Source organism: Mycobacterium sp. 23, from assembly GCF_048287075.1.
Classification (GTDB): Bacteria; Actinomycetota; Actinomycetes; order Mycobacteriales; family Mycobacteriaceae; genus Mycobacterium; species Mycobacterium gordonae_B.
Map to the genome: position 1 here is coordinate 1,209,248 of NZ_JBLVUX010000005.1, position 13,534 is coordinate 1,222,781.

Sequence of the window (13,534 nt, forward strand, 5' to 3'; positions counted from 1 at the left end):
CGCACCCGTGACCAGGCGATTCCGCCGGCGGTCCGCGGCGGGTCGACGGTGCACGCCCCGCTGCGGCCGACGGACTCACCCGCAGGATTGCGCCCTCTAACTGGGGATTCCACATTTATCCCACTGTTGCTCAGTCCGCGAAGGCCACCCTGACGACGAGGTCAGGCATCGGCGCGGCGGGAGATTTCATGTCATTTGCAGTGGTGGCCCCGACGTCATTGACGGCAGCGGCCGGCGATCTGAGCGGCATCGGCCGGGCGATCGGCGCGGCCAACTCGGCAGCGGCCGCGCGGACCACCAGCCTGGCCGCCGCTGCCCAGGACGAAGTGTCGACGGCCATCGCGTCGCTGTTCACCGGGTACGCCCGGGAATATCAGCAGCTCAGCGTCCGGGTGGACGCGTTTCGGGCCCAGTTCGCGCGAGCGCTTTCCGACGCCGCGGGGGCGTACGCCACGTCCGAGGCGTTCAACGCCTGGTCGGTGGACTCCCTGCTCGGAGCGGTCAACGCCCCGGCTGCGGCGGTGACGGGACGCCCGCTGATCGGTAACGGTGCTGACGGGAAGGCTCCGGGTCAGGCTGGCAGCCCGGGCGGACTGTTGTTCGGCAATGGCGGCAACGGCGCGGCGGGCAACGTTGCCGGGATGGCCGGCGGCGCCGGTGGCGCTGCGGGATTGATCGGCAACGGCGGGCGCGGCGGCGCCGGTGGCGCCGGCGCTGCCGGTGGGGCCGGTGGCCGGGGCGGATCGTTCATCGGCAACGGCGGCGCCGGAGGTGTGGGGGGTGCGGCGACGTCGCCGAACATGGTGGGTGGCCGTGGCGGGGACGGCGGCGCGGCCGGGCAGTACGGCAACGGCGGGGCCGGCGGTTCAGGCGGAGCTGGCGCCGCCGGCAAGGCGGGTGCGTCGGCGACGGTCGCGGGCGGCTCGGGCGTCGAAGGCGGCACCGGAGGACGCGGCGGGGACGGTGGCCGGGGCGGCGCCGGCGGGACGGTGTCGGGTTATGCCGGCGACGGTGGCGCGGGTGGAGCTGGTGGAGGCGGTGGTGCCGGCGGCCACGGGCTCAGCGGCCCCGACGCCACTGCGGCGGGCCAGAGCGGTGCCGGCGGCGGCAACGGCGGTAGCGGTGGAGCCGGGGGCAACGGCGGCAACGGCGGCGCCGGCGGGACGTCGACCGCCGGGCACGCCGGCCAGCAGGGTTCCGCCGGCAACGGCGGGGCCGGCGGCACCGGTGGCAATGCGGGCAACGGCGGTTCAGGTGCGGTCGGCGTCGCGGGGGTCAACGACGGTGCCGGCGGCAACGGCGGGGCCGGCGGCAACGTCGGCCTGGGCGGGCTCGGTGGCGCCGCGGGTGCGATCGGGGCCCACTCCGCCACCAGCGGTGTCGCGGGCCTCACCGGCGCGCACGGCACAGGCGGGAACGGTGGCAGTGGCGGCGGTGGCGCGGATGCGGTTGGTCCGGGACAGAGTGGCGGCAGGGGCGGTAACGGCGGTGCCGGCGGCAACTACGGCAACGGCGGCAGCGGCGGCCGGGGTGGCAACGGCAGCGCCGGAACAGCCGGAGCGAACGGCGCGTTCAACGACGCCGTCGGCGGCGCCGGCGGTGTCGGCGGCGGAACCACCAGCGGAGGTGGTGGTGCCACCAGTGGTGGTAACGGCGGGGGCATCCTGAGCGGCACCAATGGCGGCGGCAGCACCACCGTCGGGGGTCTGCTCACGTCCGCGGCCGGGCCGGGTGCGGACGGCACCAATGGCGGTAACGGCGGGGCGGGCGGCAACGGCGGGACCGGTGGCGCGCACTCCGGCAATGGCGGCAGCGGCGGTGCCGGGGGCAACGCCGGCGCGGGTGGCAATGGAGGCGCCGGCGCGTCAGCCGTGGGAGCCGGGGACGGCGGCGCCGGCGGCGAGGGTGGCGACTCGGGGGTCGCCGGCAGCGGCGGCAATGGTGGCGCCGCCCTGGGACCCGGCAATGGCGGTGCCGGCGGCGCGGGAGGCAACGGCGCTGCCGGCGGCAACGGCGGCAACGGCGGCAACGGTGCCGGCACGGGCAACGGCGGCAACGGCGGAACTGGTGGGGCGGTCGGCGCCGGCGGCAACGGCGGCGACGGCGGCAGCGCTGCCGGCGGCGGGACCGGCGGAACCGGCGGTGACGGCGGGACGGGCGGCAACGGCCAGACCCGCACCGCCCAGCAAGGCAGCGGCGCCACCGGTAACGGTGGCAACGGGGGGAACGGCGGACAGTCGGGAGACGGTGGCAGCGGCGGAAACGGTGGCGCCGTCGGCGCCGGCGGGACCGGCGGTCACGGCGGAGCGGGCGGAGACGCCGCCCGGCCCGACGGCGCGGGTGGCCACGGCGGTGCCGGCGGCACCGGCGGCGGGCCCGGGATGGGCGGAAACGGTGGAAGCGGCGGAACAGGCGGGACGGTCTCCGGCAGCGGCGGAAACGGCGGAAGCGGCGGAAACATCGGCGCAGGCGGGAACGGTGGAGCCGGCGGCCACGGGGGCGCTGGCAGCGGCAGCGGCGGCGGCGGTGACGGAGGTGTGGGTGGCAACGGGTGGGGCGGTGGGTTCGCCAACCAGGGTGGTGCCGGTGGCGCCGCCGGCCAGAACGGCAACGGCGGCAACGGCGGCAATGCGGGAACCGTGGGCGCGGCCGGCAACGGCGGGGCCGGCGGCGACGGCGGCGCCGGTGGCAGCACCGGAAACGGCGGCCGGGGTGGTGACGGCGGTTACGGCGGCTGGGCCGGCCGGGGCGGCGCCGGCGGGAACGGCGGCACCGGCGGCACCGTGACCGGCAACGGCGGCAACGGCGGCGATGCCGGAGCCGTCGGGCAGTGGGGCACCGGCGGCGACGGCGGCAAGGGCGCGGCCGGCGGCTCCATCTCCGGTAACGGCGGCAATGGCGGCAACGGCGGCAGGTCCGGCGCCCCCGGCTTCCCACCCCAGACCGGGGTCGGCGCCGGGGGCAACGGCGGGTTCGGCGGGAATGCGACGGGCCTGGGTAACGGCGGCGCGGGCGGCAACGGCTCGGCCGGGGCCTACTTCGGCGACGGCGGGACGGGTGGCGACGGTGGTGACGCGTACGGGTCGGGCAACGCCGGCGCCGGCGGCACGGGTGGCGACGGTGGAACCGCCCTGTTGCGATACGAACCCCTGGTGGGACGCACCATTCAGGTCAACGGTTGGGGTGGCGCCGGTGGTTGGGGCGGCAATGCCTGGCGCAACGGCTCCGGCTACATCGGTGGCGACGGGGGCGACGGGGGCGCCGCCAGCGGTGGCGGCCATGGCGGCGCCGGAGGCAACGGCGGTACGGCCCACGGAACCGGCAACGGCGGCGCCGGCGGCAGCGGTGGCCTGGGCGGTAACGGCGGCAACGCGGGCACACCCACTTCGAATACCAACGGCGGCACCAGCGGACCTGCCCGCAGTCAGGGCGGCGACGCCGGCGACGCCGGTTCGGGCGGCCATGGCGGCGCGGGCGGACGCGGTGGCGACGCACTGGGCCCCGGCACCGGCGGCGCCGGGGGGACCGGCGGGGCCGGTGGGGCCGGTGGTGCCGCCGTCGGTGGGACGGCTGTCGGCGCCGGCGGCAACGGTGGTGGCACCGGCAGCAGTGGCGGCAACGGCGCCGACGGCGGCGACGGTGGGGCCGGCGGCGCCGGCGGGGACGGAGGTCACTCCTCCTCCGGTGCCGGCGGAGCGGGTGGCGCCGGCGGTGCCGGCGGGGCGATCACCGGCGCCACCGGCGGCGCCGGTGGTCTCGGCGGCGGGTTAGGTGGTCATCCGGGTGTGCCCGGCAGGGCAGGAACCGTCGGCGACCAGGGCGCCGACGGACTGCCGGGTTAAGAACCCAGCAAAGCCAACGCCGCCGCACCGGCGGTCGCAAGGCACATCGACGGTCCGTGCGGCACGGCGCGCAACCGCCACAGCAACCCGACTACAGCGGTCAGCAGCGGCGCCCCGAGCGCGGCCAGAAACCAGGCTTGAACACCGAAACAGCCGCTCAGCCCGCCGACGCCGACCGCGAGCTTGACATCGCCGCCGCCCATCGCCGTCGGCGCCACCAGATGCACCGCGAGGTACACCGCAGCCAGCGCCAGTCCGCCCAGCAGGGCCGCCACCCCACGGCCGGCCAGGGCCGCGCCGATCAGGATCACGGCCGCGCCGGGCAGCGTCAGCCGGTTGGGCATCCGGCGCTGCCGGATGTCGTAGTAACTGAGAGCGATCAACCAGGCCGCGACCATCCCGATCCGCATGCGCGGCAGGCTAACCCAGTTCCGCCAATGCGCAAGTCATCGCCTCGCGCGGCGCGGGCATCCCGGTGAACTGCTCCACCTGCGCAAACGCCTGATGCAGCAGCATCTGCAGCCCGCTGACCACCCGGCCGCCGGCGGCCTGTACCGCAGCGGCCAACGGGGTGGGCCACGGGTTGTAGATGGCGTCCAGCAGCACCGGGATCGCAGCGAAGGTCCCGGCGTAGCGTGCGGCGACGTCGGCGGGCAGGGTGCTGACGAGTACCTGTGCGCAGGCCACCGCATCGGTCAGCGCATCGTCGTCCAGGCCGCAATATGTCGTCGGCATCCCTACCCGGGTGCCCAGGTCGATCAGCCGGGCGGCCTTGTCCGCATTGCGGGCCACCACCGTAATGCCGGTGACCCCGAGCGTGGCCAACCCCATCACGGCCGCCGGGGCGGTGCCACCCGACCCGGCCACCAGGGCCTGTCCCGACGCCTGCCCGAGCGCCCCCGCCACGCCGTCGATGTCGGTGTTGTCGGCCCGCCACCCGCGCGGCGTGCGCACCAGGGTGTTGGCCGACCCGACCTGCTCGGCGCGCGCGGTGCGTTCGTCGGCGAACCGCAGCGCGGCGAACTTGCCCGGCATGGTCACCGAAACGCCGACCCACTCGGGGCCGAAGCCGCCCACCAGGCCCGGCAGTTGCTCGGCGTTGCACTCGATGCGGTCGTAGGTCCAGTCATGCAGGCCCAGCGCGCGGTAGGCGGCCAGGTGCAGTTGCGGGGACTTCGAATGCGCGATCGGCGAGCCGAGCACGGCCGCTTTACGGGGACTCATCGCGCCGAGTCGAGGACACCGTTGCGCTTGGCCAGTTCGATGTTCGCCAGATGCTGCTGATAGTCGCGGGTGAACAAAGTGGTCCCCTGGGCGTCGATGGTGACGAAGTACAGCCAGTCGCCCGCCGCCGGATGCTCGGCCGCGCGCAGGGCGTCCACCCCGGGTGAACAGATCGCGGTGGCCGGCAGGCCTTCGGACATGTAGGTGTTCCACGGGGTCCGCTGCGCGCGGTCGGCGTCGCTGGTGGCGACCTCCCGGCGGTCCAGCGGATAGTTCACCGTCGAATCGAACTCCAGCTTGCGATGTTCGTGCAGGCGGTTATAGATGACCTGCGCGACCTTGGTGAAGTCCTGGACGTTGGCTTCCTGCTGCACCAGCGAGGCCACCACCAGAATGTCGTAGGGCGACAGCCCGATCGCCTTGGCGGTGTCCTCCAGCCCCGAGGTCAGGTATTCCACGGTTCCGGCGCTGATGAGGCTCGCCAGGATGGTCTCCGCCGACGCCGCCGGGTCGATGTTGAAGGTGCCGGGCGCGATCAGGCCCTCCAGCCGGCGATGATCTTCGCGCAACTCGGTCACCGGCTCGAGAGCCCATTTGGGCACTTGAAGCGCCGCGGGAGTGCTCTTGCTGGCCGACGCCTTGAGATCGGCCAGCGACACACAGCGCTGGTTGCCATCCAGATCCACGCAGGTCGCGCGAGAAATCAGGGTCAGGATCCCGGGCGTGGTCTTGTTGGTCTTCATGTCGGTGGTGTCGTCGAGCTGACGCCCTTCCGGAATGACCAGCTTGCCCACCCGGCTGTTCGGGTCAGCCAGCCGCGACACGGCGTTGGCCGCCGGAATCTCGGTTCGCATCCGGTAGTAACCGGGCTGAATCGCCGAGATCGCCGCGTTGCCGTGGGCGGCGTCGACGAACGCCCGCACGGTACGCACGACGCCCCGCTTGAGCAGCGTCTCCCCCACCGCGGTGGTGGAATCTCCGGACTGAATCTGGATCACGACGTCCTGCTTGCCGGCGCCGGTGTAGTCGTCGTCGTTGCCCGAGAAGACGTGCCAGAGTTTCGCGCCGACGACCACGGCCGCCACCACCACGACGACGAGCAGCCCGGCCGCGAACCCGCCGGCCGCCCGGCGGCGACGACGGGTGCGCTGCTCCTTCTTGCGGTCGGAGCGGGTTCTGCGGTGCCGGCTCGGGCCGACTGCCACCGGCTTGGCTTTCTCCCGCTCAGACATCGGACGCCTCCCGTGCGAGGAGGGCGCGGCGCTGGTCCAGCCAGCCCTGCAGAATAGCCACCGCCGCGGCCTGGTCGATGACCGACCGCTGCTCCCTGGCCTTGATGCCCGCGTCCCGCAGCGACCGCTGGGCGGTGACCGTGGTCAGCCGCTCGTCGGCGAGGCGGACCGGAGTGGGCGCCACCCGTTCGGCAAGTGCGTCGGCCACCTCGATGGCGTCCTGGGCGGACTGACCGATGCGGTCGGCCAGGGTGCGCGGCAGCCCGACGATCACCTCGACGGCCTGGTACTCGGCAGTAAGCGCGGCCAGCCGGCGCAGGTGTTTGCCGGACCGGTCGCGGCGCACGGTCTCCACGGGGGTGGCCAGGATGCCGTCGGGATCGCTGGCGGCCACACCGATGCGCACCGTACCCACGTCGACACCGAGGCGTCGGCCTCGGCCGGGGTCTGATTCGCCCGGCCGGTCAGGCTGGCGCTGCGGTGACTCGACCACTCAAGCGACCCGCGCTATCGCGGCGATCTCCGAACGCAGCGCGTCCAGCGCCGCGTCGATGCCGGTCGGGTTCTTGCCGGAACCCTGAGCCAGGTCGGCCTTGCCGCCGCCCCGGCCGTCGACACTGCCGGCCAGCTGCTTGACCAGTTCATTGGCGTTGAGGCCGAGGTCCTGAGCTGCCGGGTTGGCGGCCACCGCGTACGGGACGGTAGATCCGTCACCTTCGGCGATCAAAGCGACGACCGCGGGATCGCTACCCAGCTTGCCGCGAATGTCGCCGGCCAGCGAGCGCAGGTCCGCTGCGGTCATACCCGCCGACATGCGTTGCGCGACCACCCGGACGTTGCCGATGTGCTCGGCCCCGGCCGCGGCGTTGGTGGCCGCGGCGCGAGCGCCGGCCAGCCGGGCACGTTCGAGTTCCTTCTCGGCCGCCTTGAGCCGTTCGACCAGGCTGGCAACCCGAGCCGGCACTTCTTCGGACGGCACCTTCAGCGACGACGCCAGACCCGCCATCAGCGCGCGTTCCTTGGCGAGGTGGCGGAAAGACTCCAGCCCGACGTAGGCCTCCACCCGGCGCACGCCGGAACCGATCGAGGATTCGCCGAGGATGGTCACCGGCCCGATCTGCGCCGTGTTGTGCACGTGGGTGCCACCGCACAACTCCAGCGAGAACGGCCCGCCCATCTCGACCACCCGAACCTGGTCGGGATAGGCCTCGCCGAACAGCGCCATCGCGCCCATCGCCTTGGCCTTCTCGAGTTTCTCGAGGAACGTGTGCACCTCGAAGTCGGCCTGCACGGCCTCGTTGGTCACCTGTTCGATCTGGGTGCGCTGGTCCTCCGACAGCGGTCCCTGCCAGTTGAAGTCGAAGCGCAGGTAGCCCGGACGGTTCAGGGATCCGGCCTGAACGGCGTTGGGGCCCAGCACCTGTCGCAGTGCCGCATGCACCATGTGGGTGCCGGAGTGCCCCTGGGTGGCGCCCTTGCGCCAGCCCGGGTCCACCGCGGCGACCACCGTGTCGCCCTCGACGAATTCGCCCGACTCGACGTTGACCCGGTGCGCATGCAGGGTCTTGGCGATCTTCTGCACGTCGGTGACCGCAGCGCGGGCGCTGGCCCCGGAACCGGTGCCGCTGATGCTGCCGGCGTCGGCGATCTGGCCGCCCGACTCGGCGTACAGCGGTGTGCGATCCAGGATCAGCTCCACCCGATCGGCGTGCACGGCGTCGGCGTGAGCCACCACCGGCACCCGCTTGCCGTCCACGAAGATACCGAGAATCCTTGCCTCGGAAGTCAATTCGTCGAAACCGGTGAACTCGGTGGGTCCGGCGTCGACCAGTTCCCGGTAAGCGGTCAGGTCGGCATGCGCATGCTTGCGCGCGGCGGCGTCGGCCTTGGCGCGCCGGCGCTGCTCGGCCATCAGCTCGCGGAAGCCAGCCTCGTCGACGGTCAGGCCCGATTCGGCGGCCATCTCCAGCGTGAGCTCGATCGGGAACCCGTAGGTGTCGTGCAGGGTGAAGGCATCGGAGCCGGAGACGACGGTGGCGCCGGAGGATCTGGTGGCGCCGGCCACGTCGTCGAACAGCTTCGAACCCGAGGCCAGGGTGCGGTTGAACGCGGTCTCCTCGGCGACGGCGATGCGGTTGATCCGCTCGAAGTCGTTGACCAACTCGGGGTAGGAGGGGCCCATCGCGTCGCGGACGGTGGCCATCAGGTCACCGACGATCGGAGTGTCGATGCCGAGCAGCTTGGCCGAGCGGATGACCCGCCGCAGCAGTCGCCGCAACACGTAGCCGCGGCCGTCGTTGCCGGGGCTGACGCCGTCGCCGATCAGGATCGCGGCGGTGCGGCTGTGATCGGCGATGATGCGGTAGCGCACGTCATCGGCGTGGTTTCCGACGTCATAACCGCGAGGCGCCCGGCCGGCGACGAGGTCGATGACCGGACGCAGCAGGTCGGTCTCGTAGACGTTGTGCACGTTCTGCAGGACCAGCGCGATGCGCTCGACGCCCATGCCGGTGTCGATGTTCTTGCGGGGCAGCGGTCCGAGAATTTCGTAGTCCTCTTTGGAGGTGCCCTCGCCGCGCTCGTTCTGCATGAACACGAGGTTCCACACCTCGAGGTAACGGTCCTCGTTGGCGATGGGACCACCGTCGACGCCGAATTCGGGTCCGCGGTCGTAGTAGATCTCCGAGGACGGGCCGCACGGGCCGGGGATGCCCATCGACCAGTAGTTGTCGGCCATGCCGCGGCGCTGAATGCGCTCAGCCGGCAGGCCGGCAATATCGCGCCACAGCTGCGCGGCCTCGTCATCGTCGAGATAGACCGTTGCCCAGAGCTTTTCGGGATCCAGGCCATAGCCGCCGTCGGCCACCGGGTTGGTCAGCAACGCCCAGGCCAGCTCGATGGCGCCGCGTTTGAAGTAGTCGCCGAAGGAGAAGTTGCCGGCCATCTGGAAGAACGTGTTGTGCCGGGTGGTGATGCCCACCTCGTCGATGTCAGGGGTGCGGATGCACTTCTGGATGCTGGTGGCGGTGGCATACGGCGGTGTGCGCTGGCCGAGGAAGAACGGCACGAACTGGACCATGCCGGCATTGACGAACAGCAGGTTGGGGTCGTCGAGGATCACCGAGGCGCTGGGTACCTCGGTGTGGCCCGCCTTCACGAAATGATCAAGGAACCGCTTCCTGATCTCGTGTGTCTGCACTGTGCTTCTTCCTTAATTTCCTGGGCTCGCTGGCGAGAGTCGGGTATCAGCCTATTCGCCGGAACTGGCCGCCGAACATGCAATTAGGCCCGCTTAGCCTTCCATCTAGCCGTCGACGAAGCTCAACCGGACCGACCGCCGCGGATTATCGCGGTTCAGGTCGACCAGCACGACGCTCTGCCAGGTGCCCAACAGCGGCTCGCCGCCGCTGACCGGCACTGTCACCGAGGGCGAGATGATCGCCGGCATGACGTGGTCGGCACCGTGGCCAGGCGAGCCGTGCGAGTGCCGGTAACGGTCGTCGCGGGGCAGCAGCCGCTCCAGTGTGTCCAGCAGGTCGTCGTCGGACCCGGCGCCGGTCTCGATGATGGCCACCCCGGCCGTCGCGTGTGGGACGAACACGTTGCAGAGGCCGTCGGCGTGGTTGCCGCAGAACTCGCGCACCGCGTCGGTGAGGTCGACGATGCGGCGACGCGTGGTGTCCACATCCAGCACATCGGTATCCATCCGGACCAGCCTACGGGGCTTGATCAGCCGCCGGTGCCGGAGGAAGGTGGTGGTGGACCGGTGGCGCCGCCGGGGGCGCTGCCCCGACTCACAGGAGGGGTCGACCGTGTTTGCACGTTCCACGACCATCCAGGCGCAGCGCTCGTCGATCAACATGGGCATCAACTATGTCCGCGACGTGGTCATGCCTGCCCTTGACGAGATGGAAGGCTGCCTGGGCCTATCGCTACTGGTGGACCGCGAGACGGGCCGGTGCATCGCCACCAGTTCCTGGGAAACCGAGTCGGCGATGCAGCGCAGTGCCGAGCGGGTGTGGCCGGTGCGTTACCGCGCCGTCGAGATGTTCGGAGGCAGCGCCGTGGTCGACCAGTGGCGCATCGCGGTCCTGCACCGCGACCACCGCTCCGCCCCCGGCGCCTGCGTGCGGGCGACCTGGCTGCGGACGCGGCCGGAACTGTTCGAGCGCGGCATCGACTACTACCGGTGGGCCGTCCTGCCGGCCGTCGAAGATTTCGACGGCTTCTGCAGCGCCAGCCTGATGGTCGATCCGACGTCGGCGCGGGCCGTGGTGTCGGTGACCTACGACAGCCGCGAGGCGATGGACCGCTGCGCCGAGTCGGCCCGCTCGATGCGGACGGCGATGATGCGCGATCTCGGCCTCGACCAGGACGACGTCGGCGAATTCGAGCTGGCGCTGGCTCACCTGCGGGTGCCCGAGTTGGTCTAGGCGCGCGTTCGCCCAGCCTGTAAATCTGGAGCCGAAGAGCGAGTGAGGGCCGCCAGAGCTACAGGCTCGGTGAGAAGTCAGCCAGCGGGTTCGCGGAGGGCAGCAACTGATTCGTCTCGTCGCCGGTGAAGTGTTTCACGACCTCCGCCTCCCGCGGATGATCGCGCGCAACCGTTCCAGGCGGCCGGCGATCTCGCGTTCGGCGCCTCGCCCGGTCGGCCGGTAGTAGTCCACGCCCACCAGTTCATCCGGTGAATACTGTTGTGCCACCACGCCGTCAGGGTCGTCGTGCGAGTACTTGTAACCCTGCGCATTGCCCAGCTTGGCCGCGCCCGAATAGTGCCCGTCACGCAGATGTGGCGGCACCAGGCCGGCCTTGCCCGCCTTGATGTCACCCATCGCGGCACCGAGCGCGGTCGTCACCGCGTTGGATTTCGGCGCGGTGGCCAGATGAACGGTGGCGTGGGCCAGCGTCAGCTGCGCCTCGGGCATTCCGATCAGCGCGACCGTCTGCGCCGCGGCAACCGCGACCAGCAGCGCCGTCGAATCCGCCATGCCGATGTCCTCGCTGGCCAGGATCATCAAGCGCCGCGCGATGAACCGCGGATCCTCCCCCGCCACCAGCATCCGGGCCAGGTAGTGCAGCGCCGCGTCCACGTCCGAGCCGCGCACCGATTTGATGAAGGCGCTGACGACGTCGTAATGCTGATCGCCGTCCCGGTCGTAACGCACCGCGGCGCGGTCCAGGGACTGCTCGATGGTTTCGACAGCCACATGATCAGAAGCTTCGGAGGCCACCTCGAGTGCGGTCAGCGCACGCCGGGCGTCACCCGCGGCCAGTTGCACCAGAAGCTCGACGGCCTCCGGCGCCACCGTCACCTTCCCGCCGAGTCCGCGCGGGTCGTCGATCGCCCGCTGCACCACCGTTCGGACGTCGTCAGGGGTCAGCGGCCGCAGCTGCAGGATCAGCGATCGCGACAGCAACGGCGCGACCACCGAGAACGACGGATTCTCGGTGGTGGCCGCCACCAGCAACACCACCCGGTTCTCCACCGCGGCCAGCAGCGCGTCCTGCTGGGTTTTGGAGAACCGGTGCACCTCGTCGATGAACAACACCGTCTGCTCACCGCGCAGCAGCGCCGATCGAGCTGAATCTATGACGGCCCGAACATCTTTGACTCCGGCCGACAACGCCGACAGCGCCTCGAAGCGGCGCCCGGTGGCCTGTGAGACGAGCGCCGCCAGCGTCGTCTTCCCGCTCCCCGGCGGTCCGTAGAGAATGGCGGAGGCGACACCCGAGCCCTCGACCAGGCGCCGCAACGGCGACCCGGCGGCCAGCAGGTGCTCCTGCCCCACCACTTCGTCGAGCGAGGCCGGACGCATCCGTACCGCCAGCGGGGCACCGGCACCCGAAACGCTCAACGAGTGGTCGGTCGATTTCGGCGCACCGGGCAGGTCGAACAGACCGTCGGACACGACTTCAGGCATACCACGCAACGCGGACACGCCACTGACGGGGAAAGCCGGCCGCCAACCAATGCGAGCATCCAGGGCGCACATTTGCTAAGTTCCCGTTTGCTACGCCCCGATCGACAAGAGCGAACTACGAGGCACCTAGGAAAGCCATGAGCCAGCCGCCAGAATATCCAGGCAACCCGGCCGACCCTCAGGGCGGCAACCCGCAGGGCTATCCGCCCCCGCCGCGTCACGGCGCCCCTCCGCCGCCGCCTCCCGGTTACGGGGCACCGCCACCTCCGCCTCCGGGCTACGGCGCACCCCCGCCGCCACCGGACTACGGCCAGCAGGGCCCCGGCGGATACCAGGCGCCCGGCTACGGCACCCCGCCTCCGCCGCCCCCGCCGCCGGGCTACGGCGCCCCGCCGCAAGGCTATCCGCCCCAGGCGGGCCTGGGTGGCGGCCCGGCGGGCGTCCCGTTCAGCGTCGGCGACGCCTTCAACTGGTCGTGGGGCAAGTTCAAGAACAACGCCGCCGCGCTGGCCGCGCCGGTCGCGATCTACTTCCTGATCATCGCCGCCGTCGTCGGTATCCCGCTGGGCATCGCCTTCGCGACCGCCGAGACCACGACGACCACCACCGACTACGGGTACGGCGTCAGCTACGAGTCGACCAATACCGAGTTCGGGATCATCAGTTGGATCGTGCTGACGGTCGGCATCATCCTCGCCCTCGTCGTCGCGGCCTTCATGCAGGCCGGCCTGACCACAGCCAGCCTGGACCTCGCCGACGGCCGTCCGGTGAGCATCGGGACCTTCTTCAAGCCGCGCAACGTGGCCAAGGTGCTGCTGACCACGCTGCTGGTCGTCCTGGCCTCGTCGCTGTTGTCCTGCACCATCGTCGGGCCGCTGGTGATCGCCTTCTTCACCCAGTTCGCCGTACCGTATGTCGTCGACAAGAACCTGTCGCCGATCGATGCCATCAAGGCCAGCTTCGCGACCGTGCGCGCCAACCTCGGACCCAGCGCACTGTCCTGGCTGGTGCAGTACGCGGCGGTAGCCGTCGGCCAGATCGCCTGCTACATCGGCCTGGTGGTGGGAGCCCCCGTCGCTGCGCTGGTCCAGGTGTACACCTACCGCAAGCTGACGGGCGGCCACGTCGCCGAGCTGGAGCAGGCCGGAGCGCCTGGTCAGTACCCGCCGGGGCCGCCGCCCGGGCAGTACCCGCCGCCGCAGCAGTACTCGTAAAGCGACCGAAACAGACCGTTCACACGGAGCGGTCTGACAATCGAATGACAGCCGCCCGCAACGCAAGCCACCACAGGCGCGCGCTGCGGGCGGCTGTCTCT

Annotated in this window: 10 protein-coding genes; 3 read left to right on the forward strand and 7 right to left on the reverse strand. The window is 71.6% G+C overall.

Going from position 1 to position 13,534, the window contains the following annotated elements; genetic code table 11:
• Positions 1-188: 188 nt before the first annotated feature.
• Positions 189-3,842: a PE family protein gene (locus ACNQS7_RS06650; protein ID WP_418011940.1), complete on the forward strand. Its 3,654-nt coding sequence runs from the start codon at positions 189-191 to the stop codon at positions 3,840-3,842.
• On the opposite strand, the gene ACNQS7_RS06655 is transcribed toward ACNQS7_RS06650, so the two are convergent.
• The 6 genes from ACNQS7_RS06655 to ACNQS7_RS06680 form a co-directional block, all read right to left on the reverse strand.
• Complete coding sequence (locus tag ACNQS7_RS06655) at positions 3,839-4,252, reverse strand: prepilin peptidase (protein ID WP_418011941.1); 414 nt, start codon at positions 4,250-4,252, stop codon at positions 3,839-3,841. The two genes, ACNQS7_RS06650 and ACNQS7_RS06655, sit on opposite strands and share 4 nt — an antisense overlap.
• A 10-nt stretch (positions 4,253-4,262) precedes the next feature.
• The gene (locus tag ACNQS7_RS06660) at positions 4,263-5,066 is read right to left on the reverse strand and encodes a shikimate dehydrogenase (protein ID WP_418011942.1); all 804 of its coding nucleotides are present in this window, start codon (positions 5,064-5,066) and stop codon (positions 4,263-4,265) included.
• Entirely contained in the window at positions 5,063-6,298 is a 1,236-nt protein-coding gene (gene mltG, locus ACNQS7_RS06665; protein ID WP_418011943.1) for an endolytic transglycosylase MltG, read from the reverse strand. The genes ACNQS7_RS06660 and mltG overlap by 4 nt, the downstream gene beginning before the upstream one ends.
• Positions 6,291-6,791, reverse strand: a complete 501-nt coding sequence (gene ruvX / locus ACNQS7_RS06670; protein ID WP_310785914.1) for a Holliday junction resolvase RuvX — start codon at positions 6,789-6,791, stop codon at positions 6,291-6,293. Before ruvX ends, mltG begins: the two co-directional genes overlap by 8 nt.
• Positions 6,792-9,497 (reverse strand): alanine--tRNA ligase, encoded by a 2,706-nt coding sequence (alaS, locus tag ACNQS7_RS06675; RefSeq protein ID WP_418011944.1) that lies wholly within the window; start codon positions 9,495-9,497, stop codon positions 6,792-6,794.
• A gap of 105 nt (positions 9,498-9,602) precedes the next feature.
• Positions 9,603-9,992 (reverse strand): secondary thiamine-phosphate synthase enzyme YjbQ, encoded by a 390-nt coding sequence (locus ACNQS7_RS06680; protein ID WP_197419847.1) that lies wholly within the window; start codon positions 9,990-9,992, stop codon positions 9,603-9,605.
• A 118-nt stretch (positions 9,993-10,110) separates the two neighbouring features.
• Between ACNQS7_RS06680 and ACNQS7_RS06685 the strand changes: the two genes are divergently transcribed.
• Positions 10,111-10,731, forward strand: a complete 621-nt coding sequence (locus tag ACNQS7_RS06685) for a hypothetical protein (RefSeq protein WP_418011945.1) — start codon at positions 10,111-10,113, stop codon at positions 10,729-10,731.
• 135 nt (positions 10,732-10,866) lie between these two features.
• On the opposite strand, the gene ACNQS7_RS06690 is transcribed toward ACNQS7_RS06685, so the two are convergent.
• On the reverse strand, positions 10,867-12,219 hold the full coding sequence (locus ACNQS7_RS06690) for a replication-associated recombination protein A (RefSeq protein ID WP_418011946.1): 1,353 nt from the start codon (positions 12,217-12,219) through the stop codon (positions 10,867-10,869).
• A 137-nt stretch (positions 12,220-12,356) separates the two neighbouring features.
• Here ACNQS7_RS06690 and ACNQS7_RS06695 point away from each other — a divergent pair, with 137 nt between their 5' ends.
• Positions 12,357-13,433 (forward strand): hypothetical protein, encoded by a 1,077-nt coding sequence (locus ACNQS7_RS06695; protein ID WP_418011947.1) that lies wholly within the window; start codon positions 12,357-12,359, stop codon positions 13,431-13,433.
• Positions 13,434-13,534 lie beyond the last annotated feature (101 nt).

Coding starts and splice junctions, on each gene's coding strand:
- mltG (WP_418011943.1), bottom strand. CDS start 6,298: ATGTCTGAGCGGGAGAAAGCCAAGCCGGTGGCAGTCGGCCCGAGCCGG.
- ACNQS7_RS06655 (WP_418011941.1), bottom strand. CDS start 4,252: ATGCGGATCGGGATGGTCGCGGCCTGGTTGATCGCTCTCAGTTACTAC.
- ACNQS7_RS06650 (WP_418011940.1), top strand. CDS start 189: ATGTCATTTGCAGTGGTGGCCCCGACGTCATTGACGGCAGCGGCCGGC.
- ACNQS7_RS06695 (WP_418011947.1), top strand. CDS start 12,357: ATGAGCCAGCCGCCAGAATATCCAGGCAACCCGGCCGACCCTCAGGGC.
- ACNQS7_RS06660 (WP_418011942.1), bottom strand. CDS start 5,066: ATGAGTCCCCGTAAAGCGGCCGTGCTCGGCTCGCCGATCGCGCATTCG.
- ACNQS7_RS06690 (WP_418011946.1), bottom strand. CDS start 12,219: ATGCCTGAAGTCGTGTCCGACGGTCTGTTCGACCTGCCCGGTGCGCCG.